This is a genomic window from Pseudomonas sp. FR229a (assembly GCF_030209115.1).
GTDB lineage: Bacteria > Pseudomonadota > Gammaproteobacteria > Pseudomonadales > Pseudomonadaceae > Aquipseudomonas > Aquipseudomonas moraviensis_A.
In genome coordinates, this window is record NZ_JARVSP010000002.1 from 1 (window position 1) to 23,903 (window position 23,903).

The 23,903-nt window shown below is 60.7% G+C and carries 20 protein-coding genes and 1 pseudogene; 18 read left to right on the forward strand and 3 right to left on the reverse strand.

Annotated elements, in window-relative coordinates; genetic code table 11:
* A pseudogene (locus tag QRN33_RS01350) lies at positions 1-1,902 on the reverse strand (hypothetical protein); the annotation flags it as partial.
* A gap of 429 nt (positions 1,903-2,331) precedes the next feature.
* Between QRN33_RS01350 and QRN33_RS01355 the strand changes: the two are divergent.
* The 16 genes from QRN33_RS01355 to QRN33_RS01430 all read left to right on the forward strand — a co-directional run bounded on the left by QRN33_RS01355 (position 2,332) and on the right by QRN33_RS01430 (position 20,392).
* A complete protein-coding gene (locus QRN33_RS01355) occupies positions 2,332-3,516 on the forward strand; it encodes a beta-propeller fold lactonase family protein (RefSeq protein ID WP_285406308.1) in 1,185 nt (394 codons plus the stop codon).
* A 519-nt stretch (positions 3,517-4,035) separates the two neighbouring features.
* Positions 4,036-5,049 carry a beta-propeller fold lactonase family protein gene (locus QRN33_RS01360; RefSeq protein ID WP_285406311.1) on the forward strand — a complete coding sequence of 338 codons (1,014 nt, stop codon included), beginning with the start codon at positions 4,036-4,038 and terminating at the stop codon, positions 5,047-5,049.
* An 809-nt stretch (positions 5,050-5,858) separates the two neighbouring features.
* Entirely contained in the window at positions 5,859-7,988 is a 2,130-nt protein-coding gene (gene flhA, locus QRN33_RS01365; RefSeq protein ID WP_064365467.1) for a flagellar biosynthesis protein FlhA, read from the forward strand.
* An 11-nt stretch (positions 7,989-7,999) separates the two neighbouring features.
* On the forward strand, positions 8,000-9,340 hold the full coding sequence (gene flhF, locus QRN33_RS01370; RefSeq protein ID WP_042607545.1) for a flagellar biosynthesis GTPase FlhF: 1,341 nt from the start codon (positions 8,000-8,002) through the stop codon (positions 9,338-9,340).
* A 116-nt stretch (positions 9,341-9,456) separates the two neighbouring features.
* Complete coding sequence (gene fleN / locus QRN33_RS01375; protein WP_016771060.1) at positions 9,457-10,287, forward strand: flagellar synthesis regulator FleN; 831 nt, start codon at positions 9,457-9,459, stop codon at positions 10,285-10,287.
* Positions 10,284-11,024: an RNA polymerase sigma factor FliA gene (gene fliA / locus QRN33_RS01380; RefSeq protein ID WP_016771059.1), complete on the forward strand. Its 741-nt coding sequence runs from the start codon at positions 10,284-10,286 to the stop codon at positions 11,022-11,024. The genes fleN and fliA overlap by 4 nt, the downstream gene beginning before the upstream one ends.
* Positions 11,025-11,191: 167 nt before the next feature.
* A complete protein-coding gene (locus tag QRN33_RS01385; protein WP_024012118.1) occupies positions 11,192-11,563 on the forward strand; it encodes a chemotaxis response regulator CheY in 372 nt (123 codons plus the stop codon).
* Between the two features lie 18 nt (positions 11,564-11,581).
* Positions 11,582-12,370, forward strand: coding sequence for a protein phosphatase CheZ (locus tag QRN33_RS01390; protein ID WP_042607546.1), 789 nt, complete (start codon positions 11,582-11,584; stop codon positions 12,368-12,370).
* 36 nt (positions 12,371-12,406) lie between these two features.
* Positions 12,407-14,680, forward strand: a complete 2,274-nt coding sequence (locus QRN33_RS01395; RefSeq protein WP_285406317.1) for a chemotaxis protein CheA — start codon at positions 12,407-12,409, stop codon at positions 14,678-14,680.
* Between the two features lie 49 nt (positions 14,681-14,729).
* The gene (locus QRN33_RS01400; RefSeq protein ID WP_064365465.1) at positions 14,730-15,860 is read left to right on the forward strand and encodes a protein-glutamate methylesterase/protein-glutamine glutaminase; all 1,131 of its coding nucleotides are present in this window, start codon (positions 14,730-14,732) and stop codon (positions 15,858-15,860) included.
* The gene (locus tag QRN33_RS01405) at positions 15,860-16,600 is read left to right on the forward strand and encodes a flagellar motor protein (RefSeq protein WP_039763601.1); all 741 of its coding nucleotides are present in this window, start codon (positions 15,860-15,862) and stop codon (positions 16,598-16,600) included. Before QRN33_RS01400 ends, QRN33_RS01405 begins: the two co-directional genes overlap by 1 nt.
* 12 nt (positions 16,601-16,612) lie before the next feature.
* On the forward strand, positions 16,613-17,506 hold the full coding sequence (gene motD / locus QRN33_RS01410) for a flagellar motor protein MotD (protein WP_371919904.1): 894 nt from the start codon (positions 16,613-16,615) through the stop codon (positions 17,504-17,506).
* Between the two features lie 43 nt (positions 17,507-17,549).
* Positions 17,550-18,338: a ParA family protein gene (locus tag QRN33_RS01415; RefSeq protein ID WP_039763606.1), complete on the forward strand. Its 789-nt coding sequence runs from the start codon at positions 17,550-17,552 to the stop codon at positions 18,336-18,338.
* Positions 18,339-18,456: 118 nt separating this feature from the next.
* Positions 18,457-19,422, forward strand: a complete 966-nt coding sequence (locus tag QRN33_RS01420; protein WP_285406326.1) for a CheW domain-containing protein — start codon at positions 18,457-18,459, stop codon at positions 19,420-19,422.
* A 90-nt stretch (positions 19,423-19,512) separates the two neighbouring features.
* Entirely contained in the window at positions 19,513-19,998 is a 486-nt protein-coding gene (locus tag QRN33_RS01425) for a chemotaxis protein CheW (protein ID WP_016771050.1), read from the forward strand.
* A 1-nt stretch (position 19,999) separates the two neighbouring features.
* Positions 20,000-20,392 (forward strand): DUF2802 domain-containing protein, encoded by a 393-nt coding sequence (locus QRN33_RS01430; RefSeq protein WP_064365462.1) that lies wholly within the window; start codon positions 20,000-20,002, stop codon positions 20,390-20,392.
* A 98-nt stretch (positions 20,393-20,490) separates the two neighbouring features.
* On the opposite strand, the gene QRN33_RS01435 is transcribed toward QRN33_RS01430, so the two are convergent.
* Entirely contained in the window at positions 20,491-20,820 is a 330-nt protein-coding gene (locus QRN33_RS01435; RefSeq protein ID WP_285406331.1) for an EscU/YscU/HrcU family type III secretion system export apparatus switch protein, read from the reverse strand.
* The gene (gene fliK, locus QRN33_RS01440) at positions 20,817-22,391 is read right to left on the reverse strand and encodes a flagellar hook-length control protein FliK (RefSeq protein ID WP_285406334.1); all 1,575 of its coding nucleotides are present in this window, start codon (positions 22,389-22,391) and stop codon (positions 20,817-20,819) included. Before fliK ends, QRN33_RS01435 begins: the two co-directional genes overlap by 4 nt.
* A 197-nt stretch (positions 22,392-22,588) precedes the next feature.
* Between fliK and ccmA the strand changes: the two genes are divergently transcribed.
* Both ccmA and ccmB read left to right on the forward strand, forming a co-directional pair.
* On the forward strand, positions 22,589-23,224 hold the full coding sequence (gene ccmA, locus QRN33_RS01445) for a cytochrome c biogenesis heme-transporting ATPase CcmA (RefSeq protein ID WP_065617395.1): 636 nt from the start codon (positions 22,589-22,591) through the stop codon (positions 23,222-23,224).
* Entirely contained in the window at positions 23,221-23,889 is a 669-nt protein-coding gene (ccmB, locus tag QRN33_RS01450) for a heme exporter protein CcmB (protein ID WP_039763615.1), read from the forward strand. Before ccmA ends, ccmB begins: the two co-directional genes overlap by 4 nt.
* Positions 23,890-23,903: the final 14 nt, after the last annotated feature.

A 23,903-nucleotide genomic window follows, 5' to 3' on the forward strand; every position in this document is an offset into this window, starting at 1 on the left:
GTCGTTCGGGGCTTGCTTGATTTTCGGCTCTTTCAGATCCAGCGCCACGCCGACATCGAACTTCAACGGCTCGGCATAACTGGTCCTCCCATCGGCACGCTTGATTTCGTACCTGGCCACCACCGTCCCGCCTTCGTTGCCCTTGATCATCGCGGCCGGGATGGGGAACGGTACTTCCTTACCGGCGGTAAATTCGTTCAGCTTGATCGAGTCGGGATACTCACCGGTGATCGAGCCGACCCAGAACATGAACACTTCATCGCCTTTGACCGTTTCCGTGTAGATGACCGTCGCGGTAGTGCCGGGGGTGTCGGCGGGCAGGACGCCGTCCACCACGCCGGCCACCACCGGTTCGGGCAGTTCCCGGCGTGGTTTGCCGACTCGCAGGATGTCGGTGTGGATCGACTCGCGAATGGCGTGGGAGGCCTGGTACGCGTCCAGCTTGGCGAACGCCGCGCTCGGGATCAGGAGTTGGTAGTAGAACTCCGCCGTGCCGCCGTTGACCGGGGTCAGGTGGTTGCTGTCAATACTGTACGACAGCGGTTTGGCTGCGACGATGTCGTTGTGGGTGATGGGGCGCGTTGGCAGAGCAGGCAGGTACGGCTTCAGGCCGGAGGTGGTGCCGAGCATGATCGGCTGCAGGACATAGCCTTCGACGAAGGAGGTATCGAATGGAATGTCCATGAGTACCACGTCCAGCGGTGGGTTCAGGGCACCGGAATCCTCGTCCAGCATGATCGGTTCGGCCAGGCGCTGGACTTCGCCGATGGCGCGGATAAATTGGCCGTTGGATATCAGGTCGGCGCTGCCATCGGCTTTTTTCAGGCGGTAAGACACGGTGATCTGGGACTTGGCCAACTGACGCAGCACGGCATTGGGGGCCTTGGTTTCAACAACGCTCGGCACGCTGATCAACGGGAGGCCTTCTATTTCCAGATCAATCGGTGGACCTTCGACCGGCGTGCCCTTGATCTTGATGAACGGGATGTCACCGATTTTGAAGTTGGCCTTGTCTGTGGCGACCACTTGCACGGTGCCATCGGCGTCGCCCAATTGGTCGACGTCCAGCACGTCGTTTACTGCCTCCTTGAGCAACGGCGCGCCCAGCCGGGTCGCATGAACGGCCACCACCACACGCTGTTCAGGACTCCAGTCCTCGGAACGGTTGAAAACCTTGTCGTACACCTCGAACACCACGGCCACTCCGGGGATCCCTGGACCACCGGCATCACCCGCTTCACGGATGATATCTTCTTTGATTTTCACGATGATCGGCGCCGTGCCTTCGGCCTGCTCCTGAGTCAGTGGAGCACCGGGCACGAAGATTCCACCCCAACTCACGCGGCAAATATCGCCGGCCGCGGCGAAGGGATAGGGGGGTGTGCCGTCGGCCTTGCCAATGCTGATGTCCACGCCAGCGGCCACGTTGTTCTTGTGGATGCCGCCGTCAAGAATCTCCTGCGGAATGATCATGATCAGCCTGGAATGGCCGTCGTCACCGTTGTTATCGTGGCCACCCGGGCGCGTCAGCTTGACCAGCACCTGCATGACTTCGGACGGTTGATCTGTGCCGCCCAGCGGCTTGACGGAATAGGACACCGCAAACTCGCCGTCGACCATGTGCCGCGAAGGCACGAACATGCGCAGTTGCGTATCGACCTCATCCTTGAGGACGGTCTGGGTCAGCACGTTGTGCCCGGTGCCCCAAAATATCGTCAGCCTGTCGCCACTCGCCATATTTCCCCACGGCCCCGCCTCGCACCGCAGGCCGTGATACGGAAAGTTGTCCAGCGCGGCGGCGATGTTGATACCCCAGACATCGGGATCCTTCGACACCGGGTCCTTGCTGCGACCAGGGATGCCGAGTTCTGCGAGTAGCAGAGGTTTTTGGGGGGTGGACATGGAAACGGCTCCGACGGGAAGTGACGGAACGAGTTAACGCGCACTGGCGTGATTGCACACCTGTCAGACTTGACAGGTGTGCGGTGATATCCGACGAGCGGTCGCCTTCGGACGCTTAGCCCGAGAAAGCTTCGTCGGTTGCTAGCGCCTTACGGCGGTGACGGCGTCCATAGACCAGGGGCTTAAAGATGGTTGCGTGGAGCGGGGTGGGTAGAGGTAGTGGTCGAGGGCGCGGTCGGCGCTTGGTGGAGCTTTTTGAAGCTTTTTGGAGCGAGGGATTAATAGGGGGAGAGGAGACTCAAAGGGAGCGTCTCAACACCATTCGTCGGAAACCTGCCCCTACCTGTAATTTCTGACAGTAGCCAAACCTCCGGGTCGCGCGGGTAAATAAGGCGTCATCTCTATCAACCGCGACAGGAGTCTCACCCCATGACCGATCAAACACTCGCCTTCACCAATACGCCCTACAGCATCGCCCCGGCAGGCCGGCTCAAGAATATCGAGTTGCTTCTCACCAGCAGCGATAACGTCCCTGTTCCAAGCGCCAAGCTCAGCCTGACTCTGCCGGCCAACTTCGCTTACGCCGATGGCGGCAGTGGGCAGCGCGACTTCCTCACCGACGATGCCGGCAAGGTCAGCGTCAGCGGCGTCAAAGGTGTTCCCGCCCCCGGCGCTTACAGTCTGAGCGCTACCAGTGGCAGTGAGACCGCCAGCACCACCGTAACTGTAATGGGCCTGGGGCCGGTCGGTAGCATTCCGGTCGGGGTTAATCCACAACGGATCGCTGTCAGCCCGGACGGTACGCGCGTTTATGTGTGCAACTATTTTGGGAACACGGTCTCAGTAATTGATACCGCGACGAGCCGATTTCTGACGGATATCGCGGTCAACGATTCGCCGGGCGGGATTGTCGTCAGCCCGGACGGTGCACGCGCTTATACCCCTCACGAATCAAGCCAGACAGTTTCGGTGATTGATACGGCGACGAGCCGAGTCCTGACGTCTATTCCCGTCGACGAGGGCGCGCGCGAAATTGCCATTAGCCCGGACGGCACGCGCGTTTATGTCAGTAACTCCACTAGGGGCACGGTATCGGTGATCGATACGGCGGCGAACCGAGTTCTGACGAACATTCCGGTCGAGGCCAGGCTGGCAGGGATTGCCGTCAACCCGGGCGGTACCCGTGTTTATGTCTGCAGCAAAGCTGCTAGTGAGTCGGTATGGGTCATTGATACGGCAACGGATCGAGTCCTGACAAACATACCGGTCGGGGGCTCGCCGCGCATGATCACCGTCCGCCCGGACGGAGCCCGCGCTTATGTCTACTTGAACTCCGAGACGGTGGTGATTGACATAGCGACAGATCGAGTCCTGACGAGCATCAAGCACGGGGATGCTATAACCGGGATGGCCCTCAGCCCGGACGGTAGCCGCGCTTATGTATGTGAATATGACGGAAAGGTCTTGGTGATTGACACGGCGACGGATCGAATCCTGACGGAGATTGCGGTCGAGAGTATTCCGGCCGGGATTGCCCTGAGCCCAGACGGTACCCGCGCTTATGTCTGCATTTCCAATAGCACTGTCTCGGTGATCGATACGACGATGGTTTGAGTTCTAGCGACATAACGGTCGGCAACGGTCCGACCGGGTTCGCAATCAGCCCGGACGGTACCGGTACGAACGCTTCCGTGGCAGGGGGAGTAGGTGAAACCAAAAAACCGCTGTCCCGCTCAGGGGACTGCGGTTTTTTTATGCCTGAAGACATGGCTCGGCTGTCAGGTCGATTTCGCCTCGCTCCCACAGGAAACCTGTTTCGAATGTGGGAGCGAGCTTGCTCGAAGGAGCCGGCACTCTCACCCGAATAACTCAGCCGAACCGCATCACCCCGGCACCTCCAGATTATCCAGCACCCTTTTTCACATTAAACGTGTGCTGTCCCTGACCAAGCCTCGACGGCAATCGACCGATGTCACCGGACTTATGGCGTGCTGCGCAGGTTTCCCTTTCGTCTGAAAGCGCTTCTGACCTGTCAGGTTTTACAGGTGTGAGAAGCGTGCCTTTGCGTTTTGATTGCTGGGCGGTTTCGCACATTTGGTGCGCCTACCTTTGCGGTGGTCAAGGAGAGAGGAAATGAAAGGTAAAGATACAAAGAGTGCATTCGTAAGCTATGGCGAAAACCCTGACAGGAGCACTACCCAAAGTCTGAGTGCTATCAGCGGTGCTTGTGTCGCCAACACAGCCGCAACGGATACTGGGTCGATCGCTAGCATTCCGGTTGGGGGGCAACCTCAGTGGGTCGCTGTCAGCCCCGACGGCAGCCGTGTTTACGTAAGCAACGGTCGCGGCCATCAAGTCACGGTGATTGATGCGGCAACAAATCAAATCCTGACGAAAATCCCGAACCAGGGATTTCCACACAACATAGCCGTCAGCCTGGATGGGGCACGCGTGTATGTCAGCAATATCTACACCGCCAATGTCTCAGTGATTGACACGGCTACGTATCAAGTCCTGAAGACTGTTCCGATAGAAAATGTTCCATACGCAATAGCCGTCAGTCCGGATGGTCTCCGCGTCTATGTTGGCAATAATGAGGGCGACACCGTCTCGGTAATTGATGCAGCGACAGACCAACTCCTCAAGAACATCAAGGTCGTTAGATATGCTTCGGGAATAGCTTTGAGCCCGGATGGTACTCGCGCTTATGTCTGTGGACACGTAGATGATACGGTTTCCGTGGTTGATACGACTACGGAGCTGGTCCTGACAACAATCCCGGTTGGGACAACCCCGCGCATGATAGCCGTCAGCCCGGACGGAAGCCGTGCTTATGTCTGCCATAATCATATCTATACAGTCGCGGTGATCGATACGACGACATGCCAAGTACTGACGCGCATCCCTGTGGAAGGTCCCGGTGAGAGTATAGCTGTCAGCCCGGACGGTAACCGCGCCTATGTCTCCCATCCTGCGAGCAATTCGGTCTCGGTGATAGATACTGCTACCAATGGGGTATTGTTCACTCTCCCGGTCGGGCAGCCGTATGGGATCGCCGTAAGTCCGGACGGTAACCGAATTTATGTTTGTAGCCTATCCGGTGAGGCGGTGGTGGTCATTGCGGTGGGTAGTAGGGAACGCCACTAGTCTGTCTCAAATCACGCTTCGAGCGTTCCATGCAGAGCGTCACCAGTATCCGGTAAACCCTGTTTCATAGCTGAAGGTAGCCTTGAGCTGCCTTCAGCTCTAGTCGCTTCTGCCTTCGGTGTTCACGATATTCGATGCTTTGGACTAAAAGGACTAGGGACTAAAGGGGACAGATTTATGTTCTAAAAGCTGAAAATAAAGCTGTCCCCTTTTGTGTGCGGAATGGTTGGTGGCAGCTATGCGCGGGTCGCAGACCGGGACTCTAGAACCGGCAGACCCGAAGGTCTCCCACGTACAGCCGCCATAAAAAAACGGGTGTTGTGCGTCCAGAGATCGACGGGCTGCGAGACCCGATCGCTGATTGGTCAGCGACCGGACCACAATAGAATCCGACCCCAAAGCACAAAAGCCGGCGGATTCTGGCTTGCCTGTAGGCAATGGCGCCAAGGATTTGTAGCCTCAAAGGCGTGTCCTGAAGTGTCTTTTGAACTCCCCGGTTTAAAGGGCACTTTGTGCTGATTTCACTGGCCCCTTCGCGAGCAGGCTCGCTCCCACAGTCTGGAAGGCATTTCAATCTGACATCTGGAATGCGGTCCCCTGTAGGAGTGAGCCTGCTCGCGATAGCGGTCTGTCTGATGTGAATGCATTGACTGAAAAGTCCTCATCGCGAGCAGGCTCACTCCTACAGTGGTCGCGTTCAACACCCTGTCTGTTTCAATCAATCGCGAAAGTTGGAAAGCTTCTTGCAGTAGCCGCCCTGCGCCCGTTCGGGGCGTCAAAAGTTTGCTTTAAAGGAACGGGGAAAACCGGTGGATCGCACTCAGTTATTCAATACAGCACGCACCAACGTTGCCGACCTCAGTCGAGGCAATCTGGGCGTGCCGTTGTTGCTGCTGGTCATGCTGGCGATGATGATGTTGCCGGTGCCGCCGTTCCTGCTCGACGTCTTCTTTACCTTCAACATTGCCCTGTCGATCGTCGTCCTGCTGGTCTGCGTGTATGCGCTGCGCCCGCTGGATTTCGCTGTGTTTCCGACCATTCTGCTGGTGGCGACGCTGCTGCGGCTGGCGTTGAACGTGGCCTCGACGCGGGTGGTGATGCTCCACGGTCAGGACGGCCACGCCGCGGCCGGTAAGGTGATTCAGGCCTTCGGTGAGGTGGTGATCGGCGGTAACTACGTGGTCGGTATCGTGGTCTTCGCGATCCTGATGATCATCAACTTCGTCGTGGTGACCAAGGGTGCCGGGCGGATTTCCGAGGTGAGCGCGCGTTTCACCCTCGATGCGATGCCCGGCAAACAAATGGCGATTGACGCCGACCTCAACGCCGGCCTGATCGACCAGAACCAGGCCAAGGCGCGCCGTCAGGAAGTTGCCCAAGAGGCGGAGTTCTACGGCTCGATGGACGGTGCCAGCAAGTTCGTCCGCGGTGACGCCATCGCCGGTTTGCTGATTCTGTTCATCAACCTCATCGGCGGCATGGCCGTTGGTATCTTCCAGCACGGTATGAGCTTTGGCGACGCCGGCCGGGTTTACGCGTTGTTGACCATCGGTGACGGTTTGGTGGCGCAATTGCCATCACTGTTGTTATCGACAGCGGCGGCGATCATGGTGACCCGTGCTTCCGGCTCGGAAGACATGGGCAAGCAGATCAACCGCCAGATGTTCGCTTCGCCGAAAGCGCTGGCCGTGGCCGCTGGTCTGATGGCGGTGATGGGCCTGGTGCCGGGCATGCCGCACTTCTCCTTCCTGACCATGGCAGCGCTGGCCGCGGGCGGCGCATACCTGTTCTGGAAGAAGCAGAACGTCGCCAAGGTCGTGGCGCTGGAAGAGGTCAAGCGTCAGCAGGAGCTGCTGCCGTCGCCGGCTCGCGCCATGGAAACCAAAGAACTGGGCTGGGACGACGTCACGCCGATCGACATGATCGGTCTGGAAGTCGGCTATCGCCTGATCCCGTTGGTGGACCGCAATCAGGGTGGGCAATTGCTCGCGCGGATAAAGGGCGTGCGCAAGAAGCTCTCGCAGGACCTGGGCTTCCTGATGCCGACCGTGCACATCCGCGACAACCTCGATCTGGCGCCGAGCGCTTACCGCCTGACCCTGATGGGCGTGATTCTCGCCGAGGCCGAGATCTACCCGGATCGCGAACTGGCGATCAACCCCGGCCAGGTCTACGGCTCGCTCAACGGTATCAACGCCAAAGATCCGGCTTTCGGCCTCGAGGCGGTGTGGATCGAAATCAGCCAGCGCGCCCAGGCGCAATCGCTCGGTTACACCGTGGTTGACGCCAGCACCGTGGTCGCCACGCACTTGAACCAGATTCTGTACAAGCACTCCAGCGAGTTGATCGGCCACGAAGAAGTGCAGCAACTCATGCAATTGCTGGCCAAGAGCTCGCCGAAACTGGCTGAAGAGCTGGTGCCAGGCGTAGTTTCGCTGTCGCAGTTGCTCAAGGTCCTGCAAGCGCTGCTCGCCGAACACGTGCCGGTGCGCGACATTCGCAGCATCGCCGAAGCGATCGCTAACAACGCCGCCAAGAGTCAAGATACCGCCGCTCTGGTCGCCGCTGTGCGGGTCGGCGTATCCCGCGCCATCGTCCAAAGCATTGTAGGCACTGAGTCCGAGCTGCCTGTGATCACATTGGAACCAAGGTTGGAACAGATATTGCTCAATAGTCTGCAGAAGGCAGGACAAGGCTCGGAAGAGGGCGTTCTGCTGGAGCCAAGCATGGCCGAGAAGCTGCAACGTTCGTTGATCGAAGCGGCCCAGCGGCAGGAAATGCAAGGCCAACCGGTGATCCTGCTGGTAGCAGGCCCGATTCGCGCGATGCTCTCGCGCTTTGGCCGCCTCGCAGTCCCTGGGCTGCATGTGCTGGCCTACCAGGAAGTACCGGACAACAAGCAAGTGACCATCGTTGCGACAGTAGGGCCCAACGGCTGAGGTAGTGGTTTATGCAAGTTAAGCGTTTTTTCGCCGCCGATATGCGTCAGGCCATGAAGCTGGTTCGTGATGAGCTGGGCGCTGATGCCGCCATCATCGGCAACCGCCGCATCGCCGGCGGCGTCGAGTTGACGGCGGCACTGGATTACAAGTTGTCGGCGCTGGCGCCGCGGGTTCCGAACATGGAGCTCGAAGACGAACTGCGCAAGACCCAGTCGCGCATCGTCACCGCCCAGGCCGAACTGAGCCTGCGTGGCGAAGCCGACGGCAACACCAATCAGCAGTTGTTCGCCGGGCTGCCATTGACCGCAGGCCTGCCGCTGACCGCTGCCGAGCCGCTGAGCGAGCCAACCTACGCTGCCCCGGCGCGTCCGGCCGCAGCACCTGCGCAGGCCTCGGCGGGTGTCGATCCGCGTGCGCTGGATTCGATGCGTTTTGAATTGAACAGCCTGCGCGAGCTGATGGAAGTGCAGCTCGGCACCCTGGCCTGGAATCAGTTGCAAGGCAGCCGTCCAGCCCAGGCCAATCTGTATCGCCGTTTGCAGCGCATCGGCCTGTCGGGCCCGCTGTCGCGCGATCTGTTGGCGCTGATCACCGATATCGAAGAGCCGCGTCAGGCCTGGCGCATGCTGCTCGCGCATCTGGCGCGGATGATTGCCGTACCGGAAGTCGAGCCGCTGGAAGAGGGCGGTGTGATTGCCATGGTCGGCCCGGCCGGCATGGGCAAGACCACCACGCTGGCCAAGCTTGCCGCGCGTTATGTGCTCAAGTACGGCGCGCAGAACGTTGCGCTGGTGAGCATGGACAGCTTCCGCATCGGCGCGCAGGAACAACTGAAAACCCTCGGGCGCATTCTCAACGTGCCGGTGACCCACGTCGATCCGGGCCAGTCGCTGGTCCAGGCATTGGATCCACTGCTACGCAAACGCGTGGTTTTGATCGATACTGCCGGGCTGCAAGCCAGTGATCCGGCGTTGCGCATGCAGCTTGAGAGTCTGGCCGGGCGTGGCATTCGCTCGAAAAATTATCTGGTACTGGCAACCACCAGCCAGAAACAGGTTCTAACCGCCGCTTATCACAGTTACAAGCGTTGCGGGCTGGCCGGTTGCATCCTGACTAAACTGGATGAAACGGCCAGTCTCGGCGAAGTGTTGAGCCTGGCGATCAGTCATGAATTGCCGGTCGCGTACCTGACCGATGGCCCACGGATTCCGGATGATCTGCATCTGCCGCGCCGTCATCAACTGGTCAGCCGCGCCGTCAGCGTGCAAATGCAGGAAGAACCCAGCGAAGAAGCCATGGCTGACATGTTCGCTGATATCTATCACAGCCCGACCAAGCAGGTTGGCTGAGGTAATCATGAACAGTTTTTGTACCTACATCGATGGTCTGCCACGCATTGTTCCGATCGGGAACGCGCAGCCAGTAATGTGGCCTCCGTCTATGCAAGACAAGGTAAAGAAATAACATGGGCAGCATGCATCCCGTACAGGTGATCGCGGTGACCGGCGGCAAAGGTGGCGTCGGCAAGACTAACGTGTCAGTGAACTTGTCGCTGGCGCTGGCAGAGCTTGGCCGTCGGGTCATGCTGCTGGACGCCGACCTGGGCCTGGCCAACGTCGACGTTCTGCTGGGGCTGACGCCCAAGCGCACACTGGCCGACGTTATCGAAGGCCGTTGCGAACTGCGCGACGTGCTGTTGCAGGGCCCGGGCGGGATTCGCATCGTGCCGGCGGCCTCCGGCACGCAGAGCATGGTGCACCTGAGCCCGGCGCAACACGCCGGCCTGATCCAGGCGTTCAGCGACATCGGCGACAATCTCGACGTGCTGGTGATCGACACCGCTGCGGGCATTGGTGACTCGGTAGTCAGTTTCGTTCGCGCCGCGCAAGAGGTGTTGCTGGTGGTCTGCGACGAGCCGACTTCGATCACCGACGCTTACGCGCTGATCAAGTTGCTCAATCGCGACTACGGCATGAACCGCTTCCGCGTGCTGGCCAACATGGCGCAGAGCCCGCAGGAAGGGCGCAACCTGTTCGCCAAGTTGACCAAGGTCACGGATCGCTTCCTCGACGTCGCCCTACAATACGTCGGCGCCGTGCCGTATGACGAAAGCGTGCGCAAGGCGGTGCAGAAGCAGCGCGCCGTCTACGAAGCCTTTCCCCGTTCCAAGTGCGCGCTGGCCTTCAAGGCCATCGCCCAGAAGGTCGACACCTGGCCGCTGCCCGCCAACCCGCGCGGTCATCTGGAATTTTTCGTCGAGCGTCTCGTGCAGCAAACCGCAGGGCCTGTGATATGACCGCCAGTGGCATGAATCTTTACAAAAAGTCGGCGCGTGACGCGCAATACGAATTGATCGAGCGCTACGCGCCACTGGTCAAGCGCATTGCCTATCACTTGCTGGCACGCCTGCCGGCCAGCGTGCAGGTCGAAGACCTGATCCAGGCCGGGATGATCGGTTTGCTCGAAGTGTCGACCAAATACGACGCCAGCAAAGGCGCCAGTTTCGAAACGTACGCGGGCATTCGTATCCGCGGCGCGATGCTCGATGAAGTGCGCAAAGGGGACTGGGCGCCACGCTCGGTTCACCGCAATACCCGGATGGTCAGCGACGCGATTCGCTCGATTGAAGCTAAAACCGGCCGTGACGCTAAAGATCACGAGGTTGCGGCCGAACTCCAATTGAGTCTCGACGATTACTACGGGATTCTGAATGACACCTTGGGCAGTCGCCTGTTCAGTTTCGACGACCTGTTGCAGGACGGCGAACACGAAGGGCTGCACGAGGATGGCGCCAGTGCGCATATGGAGCCGTCACGCGATCTGGAAGATGAACGCTTCCAGGCGGCGCTGGCGGACGCGATTGCCAATTTGCCGGAGCGTGAGCGACTGGTGTTGGCGCTGTACTACGACGAAGAGCTGAACCTCAAGGAAATCGGTGAGGTCCTTGGCGTCAGTGAATCGCGGGTCAGCCAGTTACACAGCCAGTGCGCGGCCCGTTTGCGGGGGCGTTTGGGGGAGTGGCGAGCGCGCTGAAGGCAGTGTGGGGACACTGCGAAACGAGGCTGGTGCGGTGATGAGCGGCGCCGGTCTCGATCCGTTGTGCTCCAGACAAACTTTAAGTGCTGCGCCGATTGATTGAAGTGGCGCGTCCAGGTGCTGGGCGCGTTTAAGACTGCTTGGAGGTCGAATTGAACAAAGACATGAAAATCCTCATCGTTGATGACTTCTCAACGATGCGGCGGATCATCAAGAACCTGCTGCGCGATCTTGGGTTCACCAACACCGTCGAGGCCGACGATGGCACCACTGCCATTCCGGTGCTCAACAGCGGCAGCATCGACTTTCTGGTAACGGACTGGAACATGCCGGGCATGACCGGTATCGACCTGCTGCGTCACGTGCGTGCCGATGAAAAACTCAAGCACCTCCCGGTGTTGATGGTGACTGCCGAAGCCAAGCGCGAGCAGATCATCGAGGCCGCCCAGGCCGGTGTGAACGGTTACGTGGTCAAACCTTTCACGGCTCAAGCGTTGAAAGACAAAATCGAGAAGATTTTCGAACGCATCGGCTGATGAATGCGCGGGGGAGCTATGGAGCATAACGAATCTTCACAGGGCGATTTTGAATCGACCCTGAAAAAACACGCGGTCGAACTGGTCGAAAGCCTTGAAAAAGGCAGGTTCGGCGACGCGGTGCAACTGATCCATGAGCTCAATCAGACCCGTGACCGCGGCCTGTATCAGGAAGTGGGCAAGCTCACACGTGAACTGCACAGTGCGATCGTCAATTTCCAGATCGATCCGCACATGCCGCAGGCCGAGGAAGTGTCGCAAATCACCGACGCGACCGAACGCCTGGGCTACGTGGTCAAGCTGACGGAAGCCGCGGCCAACCGCACCATGGATCTGGTGGAAAGCGCCACGCCGGTGGTCAACAGTCTGGCTGATGAAGCGCAGACGTTGAGTGCCGATTGGGGTCGCTTCATGCGTCGCGAGGTCGGGGCTGAAGAGTTCCGCGAACTGGCGCGCCGGGTCGACGGTTTTCTGTCACGCAGCAGCACGGACAACCGTGCGGTGTCGAGCAACCTCAACGACATCCTGCTGGCTCAGGATTACCAGGATCTCACCGGTCAGGTGATCAAGCGCGTGACCCAACTGGTCACCGAAGTCGAAAGCAATCTGCTCAAACTCGTGCTCATGGCCAGTCAGGTCGACCGCTTTGCGGGCATCGAACATGACCGCGCCGCAATGCTCGCCGAAAAAGATCCACAAAAACATCTCTCGCAGGGTGAAGGTCCGCAGATTCATGCCGATAAACGAGAAGACGTTGTGTCCGGTCAGGACGATGTGGACGATTTGCTATCCAGCCTTGGATTTTGAAGTTAGGTTTTTAGACCTGTTAGGAGCACCCCATTAATGAGCTTCGGCGCCGATGAAGAGATCCTTCAGGATTTCCTGGTTGAGGCCGGCGAGATTCTTGAGCAACTGTCCGAACAACTGGTCGAGCTGGAAAGCCGCCCGGATGATGCAGATCTGCTCAATGCAATTTTTCGCGGTTTCCACACTGTAAAAGGGGGCGCCGGCTTCCTTCAGCTCAATGAGCTGGTGGAGTGCTGTCACATCGCCGAAAACGTGTTCGACATCCTCCGTAAGGGTGAGCGTCGCGTTGATGCAGAACTGATGGACGTTGTGCTCGAAGCACTGGACGCGGTGAACAGCATGTTCAGCGAAGTCCGTGAGCGTGCACCGATTACCGCCGCCACCCCGGAACTGCTGGCCGCGCTGGCGCGTCTGGCCGAGCCGCAATCGGCGGATGAAGCCGTGGCCGCACCGGTAGAAGTGGTGGAAGAGCCGGTCGCGGAAAACGCATCGGAAGACATCACCGACAACGAATTCGAACAACTGCTGGACTCGCTGAATGCCGTCAAGGCGCAAGCCGAGGCCCCGGCCGCTCCTGTGGCATCCGCGCCGGTTGCCGACACTGCGGCCAGCGATGAAATCACCGACGCCGAATTTGAATCGCTGCTCGATCAACTGCACGGCAAAGGCCAGTTCGCTGTCGATGCAGTCGCTCCGGCGCCAGCAGCAGCGGCTCCGGCCGCGCCTGCTGCGGGCGACAGCTCGGACATCACCGACGACGAATTCGAAGCGCTGCTCGATCAGTTGCACGGCAAGGGCAACTTCGCCGTTGACGCGCTGGAATCGGCGATCGCTTCGGCGCCGGCAGCCCCTGCTGCACCGGCCGCCGCTGCGGCCGGTAGCGACCTGATCAGCGATCACGAATTCGAATCGCTGCTCGACGAATTGCACGGCAAAGGCAAGTTTGACGCCGCTGCGGCGACTGCCGGCTCCGCATCAAGCGTCGCCACGCCAGCCGCGAAAGCTCCGGCCGCCGCTGCTGCGCCGAAACCTGCGGCCAAGCCTGAACCGAAAGCCGAGGCGCCGAAACCGGCCGCCGCTGCTGCTCCGGCTCCGGCCCGCGCGCCAGCCGCTGCACCGGCAGAAAAACCGGCCAGCGAAGCAGAAACTACCGTGCGCGTCGACACCGCGCGGCTCGACGAGATCATGAACATGGTCGGCGAGCTGGTGCTGGTGCGTAACCGTCTGGTGCGCCTGGGTCTCAACAGCGGCGACGAAGCCATGTCCAAGGCCGTGTCGAACCTCGACGTGGTCACCGCTGACCTGCAGACCGCCGTGATGAAGACGCGGATGCAGCCGATCAAGAAGGTCTTCGGGCGCTTCCCGCGTCTGGTTCGCGACCTCGCGCGGCAACTGAAGAAAGAGATCAACCTGGAACTGGTGGGTGAAGAAACCGACCTCGACAAAAACCTTGTCGAGGCTCTGGCCGACCCGCTGGTCCACTTGGTGCGCAACGCTGTCGACCACGGCATCGAGTCGCCGGAAGAACGCGAAGCGTCGGGCAAGGCCCGTGGCGGTCGCGTGGTGCTGGCGGCCGAGCAGGAAGGCGACCACATCCTGCTGTCGATCTCCGACGACGGTAAAGGCATGGACCCGAACGTCCTGCGTTCGATCGCGGTAAAACGCGGTGTGATGGACAAGGACGCAGCCGATCGCCTGAGCGATACCGAGTGCTACAACCTGATTTTCGCCCCGGGTTTCTCGACCAAGACCGAGATCTCCGACGTGTCCGGCCGTGGTGTCGGCATGGACGTGGTGAAGACCAAGATTTCCCAGCTCAACGGTTCGATCAACATCTACTCGACCAAGGGCCAGGGCTCGAAGATCGTCATCAAGGTGCCGCTGACGCTGGCGATCATGCCGACGCTGATGGTCATGCTCGGCAATCAGGCGTTCGCGTTCCCGCTGGTCAACGTCAACGAAATCTTCCACCTCGACCTGTCGACCACCAATGTCGTCGACGGTCAGGAAGTGGTGATCGTGCGCGACAAGGCGCTGCCATTGTTCTACCTCAAGCGCTGGTTGGTCAGCTCCGCCGCTCACGAAGAGCAGCGCGAAGGCCATGTGGTGATTCTTTCGGTGGGCACTCAGCGGATCGGCTTCGTCGTCGATCAACTGGTCGGCCAGGAAGAAGTGGTCATCAAGCCATTGGGCAAAATGCTCCAGGGCACTCCGGGCATGTCCGGCGCCACCATCACCGGTGACGGCCGCATTGCGCTGATTCTCGATGTTCCAAGCATGCTCAAGCGTTACGCCACAAAGCGTATTTGAATCCGGGACGGCGGCGCGATGACGCGCCGCTGCACCTAATGGAGTGTTTATGGCAGTCAAAGTCCTGGTGGTGGACGATTCGGGTTTTTTCCGCCGCCGCGTCTCGGAAATTCTTTCGGCGGATCCGAGCATCCAAGTGGTCGGCACGGCCACCAACGGTAAAGAGGCGATCGATCAGGCCATGGCCCTCAAGCCTGACGTGATCACCATGGACTACGAGATGCCGATGATGGACGGCATCACGGCGGTGCGGCACATCATGCAGCGCTGCCCGACCCCGGTGTTGATGTTCTCCTCGCTGACGCACGAAGGCGCCCGGGTCACCCTGGATGCGCTGGACGCCGGCGCGGTGGATTTCCTGCCGAAGAATTTCGAAGACATCTCGCGCAACCCCGAGAAGGTCAAGCAACTGCTGTGCGAAAAAGTCCACAGCATTTCGCGCAGCAATCGTCGTTTCAGTGCCTACAGCGCGCCGGCCCCCGCCGCTGCGCCAGCGCCGACGCCTGCCCCGGCAGCGTCGAGCTACAGCAGCCACAGCAGCCCTGTGCCGGCGCGTCCGGCGCCAGCGCCTGCTCGTGCATCCGCTGCCAGCGCTTCGTCGTCGGCCCCGAAACGCAAAGCCTACAAACTGGTTGCCATCGGCACCTCGACGGGCGGCCCGGTTGCGCTGCAACGCGTGCTGACGCAATTGCCGGCGAACTTCCCGGCGCCGATCGTGCTGATCCAGCACATGCCGGCAGCGTTCACCAAGGCCTTTGCCGAACGTCTCGACAAGCTCTGCCGCATCAGCGTCAAGGAAGCCGAGGATGGCGACATCCTGCGTCCGGGCCTGGCGCTGCTGGCGCCGGGTGGCAAGCAGATGATGATCGACGGCCGTGGCGCGGTGAAGATTCTGCCGGGTGACGAGCGTCTGAATTACAAGCCGTGCGTGGACATTACCTTCGGTTCGGCGGCGAAATCCTACGGCGACAAAGTTCTGGCAGTGGTCCTCACCGGCATGGGCGCCGACGGTCGCGAAGGCGCGCGTCTGCTCAAGCAGGGCGGCAGCTCGGTGTGGGCGCAAGATGAGGCAAGCTGCGTGATCTACGGCATGCCGATGGCCATCGTCAAAGCCGATCTGGCTGACGCCGTGTACGGTCTGGACGATATCGGCAAGCACATCGTCGAGGCGTGTATCTGATGGATGTTCTCAGCCTTATCGGCCTCATCATGGCGTTCGTCGCCATCATCGGCGGCAACTACCTTGAAGGCGGTCACCTTGGCGCGCTGGCCAACGGCCCGGCGGCGCTGATCGTGCTGGGCGGCACCGTCGGCGCCGCGCTGCTGCAATCGCCGATGAGCGCGTTCAAGCGCGCGATGCAGATTCTCGCCTGGATCTTCTTTCCGCCGCGTGTCGACCTGGCCGGCGGCATCGACCGCGTGGTCAATTGGAGCCTGACGGCGCGCAAGGAAGGCTTGCTCGGTCTCGAAGGCGTGGCCGACGCCGAACCCGACAGCTACTCGCGCAAGGGCCTGCAACTGCTGGTCGATGGCGCCGAGCCGGAAGCGATCCGGAGCATTCTCGAAGTGGATTTCTACACCCAGGAATCCCGTGATATCGAAGCGGCCAAGGTCTTCGAAAGCATGGGCGGCTACGCGCCGACCATCGGCATCATCGGTGCGGTGATGGGCCTCATCCACGTGATGGGCAACCTCGCCGATCCGTCGCAACTGGGTAACGGCATCGCCGTGGCTTTCGTCGCGACGATCTACGGCGTGGCCAGTGCCAACCTGATCCTCTTGCCGGTCGCGGCCAAGCTCAAGTCCATCGCGTTGCGGCAGTCGCGTTATCGCGAAATGTTGCTGGAAGGAATTCTGTCGATCGCCGAAGGTGAAAACCCGCGCTCTATCGAGCTGAAGCTTCAGGGCTTCATGGATTGATGGGGGATATGGATCATGGCTCGTCGCAGGCATCAGGAAGAACACGTTAACCACGAGCGCTGGCTCGTGTCCTACGCGGATTTCATCACTTTGCTGTTCGCGTTTTTCGTTGTGATGTACTCGATCTCGTCGATCAACGAAGGCAAGTACAAAGTCATCTCCGAAGCGCTGATCGGCGTGTTCACCGATTCCGATCGCTCGCTCAAACCGATTCCGATCGGCGACGAGCGGCCGAAGACCGTGACCCCGGCCAAGCCGCTGGTCAAGGATGCCGAGCAGGTCGACGCCGGTATCGCCGGGGCCAGCGATCCGCTGAAAAGCATCGCCGATGACATCAGTGCCGCGTTCGGTGACTTGATCAGCTCCAACCAGATGACCGTGCGCGGTAACGAGTTGTGGGTCGAGATCGAGCTCAATTCCAGCCTGTTGTTTGGCAGCGGCGACGCAATGCCGAGCGACATTGCCTTCAACATCATCGACAAGGTCGCAGCGATCCTGAAACCGTTCGACAACCCGATCCACGTTGAAGGCTTCACCGACGATCAACCGATCCGTACCGCGCAGTACCCGACCAACTGGGAGCTGTCCTCGGCGCGCTCGGCGAGCATCGTGCGCATGCTCGCCATGCAGGGTGTCAACCCTGGGCGTCTGGCGTCGGTGGGCTACGGTGAATTCCAGCCGGTGGCGAATAACGCCACGGTCGAAGGCCGGGCGAAGAACCGTCGCGTAGTGCTGGTGGTGTCGCGCAACCTCGATGTACGCCGCAGCCTCACCGGTACCGGAACCGCCAATGCGCAACCGGACGCGGCACTGAAGCGCGCTGGCACACAAACTGCACCGACCCCGGTCAAGACGCCGGGACGCGAGAGTGCCGTCAATTCTCCGTCGCCCGCATTAACACGCTGAAGCATGTCTCGGTCAATCAACCTGGCCGGGAGGAACGAACTGAATGAGAGTCTGGGCAGTCGCCAATCAAAAGGGTGGTGTCGGTAAAACCACATCCTCCATCGCTTTAGCCGGGTTGCTGGCCGAGGCGGGCAAGCGCGTGGTTGTGGTCGATCTCGACCCGCACGGCTCGATGACCAGCTATTTCGGTTACGACCCCGACAGCCTGGAACACAGCAACTACGACCTGTTTCTGCACAAGGGCAGCGTGCCGCAAGGCCTGCCGGGGCAGTTGCTGCTGTCGACCAGCGACGAACGCATTTCCCTGCTGCCGTCGAGCACTGCGCTGGCCACCCTTGAGCGGCAGTCGCCGGGGCAGAGTGGCCTGGGTCTGGTGATCGCCAAGAGTCTGGCGCAGCTGTGGCAGGACTTCGATTACGCGATCATCGACAGCCCGCCGTTGCTCGGCGTGTTGATGGTCAACGCCCTTGCGGCGAGCCAGCAACTGGTGATCCCGGTGCAGACCGAGCACCTGGCCGTGAAAGGTCTGGAGCGCATGGTCAACACCCTGGCGATGATCAATCGCTCGCGCAAACAGCCGCTGCCCTTCAGCATTGTGCCGACGCTGTTCGACCGCCGCACGCAGGCGTCGATGGGCACCTTGCGCGTGCTGCGTGACAAATTCCCCGAAGACATCTGGCACGGCTATATCCCGGTCGATACCCGTCTGCGCGACGCCAGCCGGGCGGGCGTCACGCCTTCGCAATTCGACGGCAAGAGCCGTGGCGTGCTGGCCTACCGCGCGCTGCTCAAGCACCTGCTCGCGCAGCAACTTGTTCCGCAGGTGGCCTGAACATGATCTTTATTCCTGTAGGAGCTGCCGAAGGCTGCGATCTTTTGATCTGGCCTGTCAGTGCTCCTGAAAAGATCAAAAGATCGCAGCCTTCGGCAGCTCCTACAGGGAGTCGCGCATGAACCGGCCGGTTAAGCTGACTTCACGTCCGCAACAGGCCTTGCAGTCCTATCTGGAAGACCTGCTGCTGGACCTGCCCGAAGACGTGCCGCCACCAGTCGAAGCGCAGCCGCCAGTCGTCGAACAGGCGCAGCCTGAAGTGATGGAAAGCGCCGAGGCCATGGACGAGTTCCAGGCGGCGGTGCTCGAAGAGCAGGCTCGCGACGCGCAGAAGTCTGTCGCTCCAATTGCCGCCCCGGCTGTTGCACCTGTAGCCAAGGCCCCGGTGGCGCTGATCGACGAACCGCGCGCGCCGCTGTCGACGCTGGCGCCGCTGCTGCAAACACAGTTATTGACCGTTCCGGAACCAGAACCAGAACCCGAGCCGGAGCCAGAACCGGCGCCGCCAGTGGCAGAGCCGCAGGTGCTGATTCCGCCACTGGTCGAAGTGCACCTGCCACCGAACAACCCGCCGCCACCGGTTGAACCCGATGGCCGTCCGGCCTGGGCTGCTGAAGCTTTCGAGTGTCTGTTGTTCGATGTCGCCGGGCTGACGCTGGCCGTGCCGCTGGTGTGCCTGGGGTCGATCTATTCGCTGGCCGGCCATGAGCTGACGCCGCTGTTCGGTCAGCCGGAGTGGTTCCTCGGAATTCTGCCGAGCCAGGCCGGCAACCTGAAGGTCCTGGACACCGCGCGCTGGGTCATGCCGGATCGTTACCGCGATGACTTCCGGCAGGGCCTGCAATACGTGATTTCGGTTCAGGGTTACGAGTGGGGGCTGGCGGTGCATCAGGTCAGTCGCTCGTTGCGCCTGGACCCGAATGAAATCAAATGGAGAAGTCATCGGGGTCAGCGGCCATGGCTCGCCGGCACGGTGATCGAGCACATGTGTGCATTGCTTGACGTATCCGCGCTGGCCGAGTTGATCGCCAGCGGCGGGGCAAAGCACTTGAGCGGCAACAAGCCGCTACATAAACCGACATAGCAGCCGACATAACAATCAGGCGATGGCATTTTTCAATGCCACCACACAGAACACACACCGCCCAGGGCGGTTTTTTCGAGGGGTCAGGGTATGAGTAGTCAGGCGTCGAATGCAAAAGGTTCTGAAGATCCGATCCTGCAATGGGTGACCTTCAAACTGGATAACGAAACCTACGGCATCAACGTGATGCGCGTGCAGGAAGTGCTGCGCTACACCGAGATCGCCCCGGTACCGGGTGCGCCGAGCTATGTGCTGGGCATCATCAACCTGCGCGGCAACGTGGTCACCGTGATCGACACCCGTCAGCGCTTCGGCCTGCACAGCGGCGAGATCAGCGACAACACCCGTATCGTCATCATCGAGGCCGACAAGCAAGTCGTCGGCATCATGGTCGACAGCGTCGCCGAAGTGGTTTACCTGCGTCAGTCGGAAATCGAAACCGCACCGAACGTCGGTAACGAAGAGTCGGCCAAGTTCATCCAGGGCGTGTGCAACAAGAACAACGAGCTGCTGATTCTGGTCGAGCTGGACAAGATGATGAGCGAAGAAGAATGGTCGGAACTGGAGAGCATCTGATTTGATTCTCGAGGTTGCGGTAATTGTTCTGTTCCTGTTCTGGGCCGGCACGCTGGCGATGTTCGTGTCGTACATCAAGGCGCAGCGGGTGATCGCTGCACAGCAGGCCCAGGGCGATGCGCTGCGTGATCAGCGCATCAAGGAACTGGCCAAACGCGTCGACGATTACCAGAACGGCAACGTGCGCATGGGCGAAGCCCTGCACGAGTTGCGCGCGGTGGTGAGCCCGTTGCCGGACAAGATCGTTGCACTGGAACAACGCGACCCGTCGAGCCTGTCATTCGCCCAGGCGGCGAAACTGGTGGGCATGGGCGCGAGCGTCGATGAACTGACTCAGTCGTGCGGCTTGACCCAGGCTGAGGCGGAGTTGATGCGCAAACTTCACAAGAACTAGAAGCAAGATCAAAAGATCGCAGCCTTCGGCAGCTCCTACATTGGATTCGCATTTCCCTGTAGGAGCTGCCGAAGGCTGCGATCTTTTGCTTTTGGGCTTTAATAATCGTCCCCGCGCGCGGTGATGTCCTTCTCGACCATCGGCGCGTTTGGGTCTTGTCCCTCGGGGGATTTGCCCTTCAGATTCCACGCAAACGCGATGATCTCGGCGATCGTGCGGTAGAGCTCTTCGGGGATGCTGTCGCCCAGTTCCATCCGCGCCAGCAGGCGCACCAGTTCGGCGTTCTCGTAGATCGGCACTTCGTAATCGCGGGCGATGCGCAGGATTTCTTCGGCCAGTTCATCGTCGCCCTTGGCGGTGAGGGTCGGGGCGTGGTTGCCGTCGTATTTGAGGGCGATGGCCTGGCGTGGGGCAGTGGAATCGTTCATGCGGTTTCGTCGACCCAGCGGTGTTCGAGGCGGGTTTGGTTGCCTTGCGGCGGGGTGCCGTGGTGGCAGTCGAGGTCGCCGACGTTGAGCCCGGAATCGAGCAAGCGCTGGCGCAGCGCAAACAGATTGTTTTCGATCAGGTCGGCGGTGTACGGCCGCTCGGCCCACAGCTGACTGGACAGGCTGCCGGCAATCAGTTGCGCCTGGATCTGCATCGGCCCGAGGGGTTCCAGATCGAAGGCCAGATCGACCCGCCACAGATGCTGTTTGGCTTCACGTTCGTCGCGGCGTTCGTGGGGTTGCGGTTCGCGCTCCGGCGCTTCTTCACGCTGAAACTTGACCTGCAGCGGCACGATGTCCTGCAAATTACGCATGGGAATTTCCAGCTGCCAGGTGCTGAGCAGGCGGCCGTCGTCGGTGACGCCAGTCTGTTCCAGGCTCGACAACTGATGGCTTTGCAGGCGCGACACCGCAGCGGCGGCGAGGCGCAGCAGTTGTTCGAGATCGCCTTCGCCTTCCAGTTTCGCCAGCAGCCGTTCGGGTAACGGAAAGCTGCTCGGCACCGGTTTAGCGCTGACCTGACCGAGGGTGCCCAAGGCATTTCGAACGAAACTCGGCAAGGCCTGCGCCAGGGTGTTGGCGGCGATGATCGCGTTGAAATTGGTGTTGCTCGGCAGGCCGGGGGTCAGTTGCGCGATCAGCTTGAGCAGGTCGGCCTTCATGTCGGGGGCAAGCGTCGGGTTTTGTCCGCCGAGCAATTTGGCTTCGAGGAACGCGCCGCTGTTGGCCAGGGCGAGTGCCACGCCTTTGGCCGTGCCCATTTGCTGCACGTCGGGCAGGCTGGCGAGCAGCTTGTCGACCACTGCGCGCAGATCGGCCGAGGTCTGATCGGTGGCCGGCGGCAGATTCTGCAGCAATTTCAGCAAGCCATCGAGCGAGCCCTGACGACTTTGCTGACCGAGCAATTGCTGACTGACCGCCAGTTGCTCCTGACGGCTGCTCAACGGCACGAATTTGAGGGTTTGCGCGTCCTGCACCTGCGCCGACAACAAGGTGCCGATGCGCAGCGGTTGCGGACTGTCGACGGTCAATGTGCTGCCGCTCAACGCAGTGTTGAGCAGGGTCACCATCGAACGGAACACCGCCGCTTGTCCTGGGGTTTGCGGCAGAGCCTGTGAGGTCACGACTTTGCCTTGCAGCAGGGTGCCGGCCGGCAACTGCGCGGTGTCGATGCGGGTGAGGGTGGCGACGCTGCTGGCAATCGCTTGCTGCACGGTGATTGCCAGATTCCCGGCCGATGGCTGGGTGATCGCCAGGTTGGTGCCCTGTGGCAACGGCAGATTGCTGCTGGCCTGCACGGTGGTCTGGCGACCGCTGTCGAGGGTCACTTTGAGCAGCAATTCAAAGGTCTGATCGGCCTGCTTGAGCGACAACACCTCGGCCTTGGCGCTTTGCCCCGCGCCTATCAAGCCCTCGACCGGCGTCAGCAGCTTGAGCAGTTCACCCATCTGCGGGCGAGCGCTCGCCGGCACGGTGGGCGGCAGCGGGAGGATGTTCATTTCGCCTGTCATACGCGGACACAACCTGAGGAAATTGCACTCTTGAGAGTAAGGCACGGCATGTATAATGCCGCGCGTCGTGCGCTTCGTTCAAAAAACCTAGCAATTGTTTGATCCAGCTCGCCAGATCGAGCGATCAAAGCATCTATGCTGCTTCTCTTTAACGGCCGCGCCAGAGCCGACTTGAACCGTATAAGGCCCGTGATCCCTTGACCAGTCCTGTCCTGCAAACCGTTGCCCTGGCGTGTGAACGCGATCTGCGGCTGCTGTTCGAACACCTCGAATTGCGCCTGGTCAGCGGTGACATGGTGCAGATCAGCGGTCCCAACGGCAGCGGCAAGACCAGTCTTTTACGTCTGCTCGCCGGTTTGATGCAACCCACCGATGGCCAGGTGCTGCTCAACGGGCAACCGCTGGCCGAGCAACGCAGCGAACTGGCGCGCAATCTGTTGTGGATCGGTCACGCCGCCGGGATCAAGGATCTGCTCACTCCCGAAGAAAACCTGTCGTGGCTCTGCGCCCTGCATCATCCCGCCGAGCGCGAGGCGATCTGGCAGGCACTGGCAGCGGTAGGATTGCGCGGTTTCGAAGACGTTCCCTGCCACAGTCTTTCCGCCGGTCAACAGCGCCGCGTAGCGCTGGCGCGGTTGTACCTGGACAGCCCGCCGTTGTGGATTCTCGACGAACCTTTCACGGCGCTGGACAAGCAGGGCGTCGCGCAACTGGAAGAACATCTGGCCGGGCATTGCGAGCGCGGCGGTCTCGTGGTCCTGACCACGCACCATACGCTGAGCCGCATGCCGGCCGGTTATCGCGACATCGATCTGGGGAAATGGGCGGTATGAGTGTCTTCGGCCTGCTGCTTGCCCGCGAATCGCGCCTGCTGTTCCGCCGCCCGGCGGAGCTGGCCAACCCGCTGATTTTCTTCGCCATCGTCATTGCACTGTTCCCGCTGGCCGTCGGCCCGGAAACTCAAGTCTTGCAAAACCTGTCCCCGGGGTTAGTCTGGGTGGCGGCGTTGTTGTCGGTCCTGCTTTCGCTGGACGGATTGTTTCGCAGTGATTTCGAAGATGGTTCGCTGGAGCAGTGGGTCCTTTCGTCGCACCCGCTGCCGCTATTGGTCCTGGCCAAGGTGCTGGCACACTGGCTGTTCTCCGGTCTGGCACTGGTCCTGCTGTCGCCATTGCTGGCGTTGATGCTCGGTTTGCCGGCCGCCTGTCTGCCGGTGCTGCTGCTGTCGTTGCTGCTGGGCACGCCGGTGCTGAGCCTGCTCGGCGCAGTCGGCGCGGCGCTGACGGTCGGCCTCAAGCGCGGCGGTCTGTTGCTGGCGCTGCTGATTCTGCCGTTGTACATCCCGGTGTTGATCCTTGGCAGCGGCGCGTTGCAGGCCGCGCTGCAAGGCATGCCGGCGACCGGATACCTGTTGTGGATGGCCAGCCTCACAGCGCTGGCGATCACCCTGACACCCTTTGCAATAGCCGCTGGCCTGAAGATCAGCGTCGGCGAATAATAATGAGGCCTGGT

Excerpts from the sequence above, each read along its gene's own strand:
- QRN33_RS01390 (WP_042607546.1), top strand. The coding sequence starts at position 11,582 with ATGGAGCATAACGAATCTTCACAGGGCGATTTTGAATCGACCCTGAAA.
- fliK (WP_285406334.1), bottom strand. The coding sequence starts at position 22,391 with ATGACAGGCGAAATGAACATCCTCCCGCTGCCGCCCACCGTGCCGGCG.
- QRN33_RS01405 (WP_039763601.1), top strand. The coding sequence starts at position 15,860 with ATGGATGTTCTCAGCCTTATCGGCCTCATCATGGCGTTCGTCGCCATC.
- flhF (WP_042607545.1), top strand. The coding sequence starts at position 8,000 with ATGCAAGTTAAGCGTTTTTTCGCCGCCGATATGCGTCAGGCCATGAAG.
- QRN33_RS01400 (WP_064365465.1), top strand. The coding sequence starts at position 14,730 with ATGGCAGTCAAAGTCCTGGTGGTGGACGATTCGGGTTTTTTCCGCCGC.
- ccmB (WP_039763615.1), top strand. The coding sequence starts at position 23,221 with ATGAGTGTCTTCGGCCTGCTGCTTGCCCGCGAATCGCGCCTGCTGTTC.
- QRN33_RS01385 (WP_024012118.1), top strand. The coding sequence starts at position 11,192 with ATGAAAATCCTCATCGTTGATGACTTCTCAACGATGCGGCGGATCATC.
- fleN (WP_016771060.1), top strand. The coding sequence starts at position 9,457 with ATGGGCAGCATGCATCCCGTACAGGTGATCGCGGTGACCGGCGGCAAA.
- QRN33_RS01425 (WP_016771050.1), top strand. The coding sequence starts at position 19,513 with ATGAGTAGTCAGGCGTCGAATGCAAAAGGTTCTGAAGATCCGATCCTG.
- QRN33_RS01415 (WP_039763606.1), top strand. The coding sequence starts at position 17,550 with ATGAGAGTCTGGGCAGTCGCCAATCAAAAGGGTGGTGTCGGTAAAACC.
- fliA (WP_016771059.1), top strand. The coding sequence starts at position 10,284 with ATGACCGCCAGTGGCATGAATCTTTACAAAAAGTCGGCGCGTGACGCG.
- QRN33_RS01355 (WP_285406308.1), top strand. The coding sequence starts at position 2,332 with ATGACCGATCAAACACTCGCCTTCACCAATACGCCCTACAGCATCGCC.
- QRN33_RS01435 (WP_285406331.1), bottom strand. The coding sequence starts at position 20,820 with ATGAACGATTCCACTGCCCCACGCCAGGCCATCGCCCTCAAATACGAC.
- QRN33_RS01360 (WP_285406311.1), top strand. The coding sequence starts at position 4,036 with ATGAAAGGTAAAGATACAAAGAGTGCATTCGTAAGCTATGGCGAAAAC.
- QRN33_RS01395 (WP_285406317.1), top strand. The coding sequence starts at position 12,407 with ATGAGCTTCGGCGCCGATGAAGAGATCCTTCAGGATTTCCTGGTTGAG.
- QRN33_RS01420 (WP_285406326.1), top strand. The coding sequence starts at position 18,457 with ATGAACCGGCCGGTTAAGCTGACTTCACGTCCGCAACAGGCCTTGCAG.